Source organism: Aeromonas sp. PrichA-15, from assembly GCF_017939245.1.
GTDB classification, from domain to species: Bacteria; Pseudomonadota; Gammaproteobacteria; order Enterobacterales; family Aeromonadaceae; genus Aeromonas; species Aeromonas caviae.
In genome coordinates, this window is sequence record NZ_JAGKRH010000358.1 from 1 (window position 1) to 310 (window position 310).

Here is a 310-nt window from a genome sequence, read left to right on the forward strand (position 1 = left end):
GTGAACAGGGTATTGGGGCCAAGGCCCACCGTCTTGGCGAACGCCGACAAGGTGATCCCCTTCTCCACACTGGCGATCTGCTTGGCGAACTCCACCGCCGGGGCATCCATCGCCACCTTCTGTTCCAGCGCCATCTTCTGCTCGGCCAGCTCGGCAGCAAGGCGCAGTGCCTCCGGCAGGGTCTGGGGGATCATCATCGCGGGCTGGTGGGCTTGCTGCTCCAGCTCCTGCCAGCGGCGAATAATCCGGATCCGCAACTGGGCGCTGTAACCGGCCACCAGACAAAGGGTCTCGTCCTTGTCCAGCAACA

Annotated in this window: 1 pseudogene; it reads right to left on the minus strand. The window is 63.9% G+C overall.

The window, feature by feature from the left end:
• A pseudogene (locus J9889_RS23205) lies at positions 1-310 on the minus strand (DNA-binding protein); the annotation flags it as partial.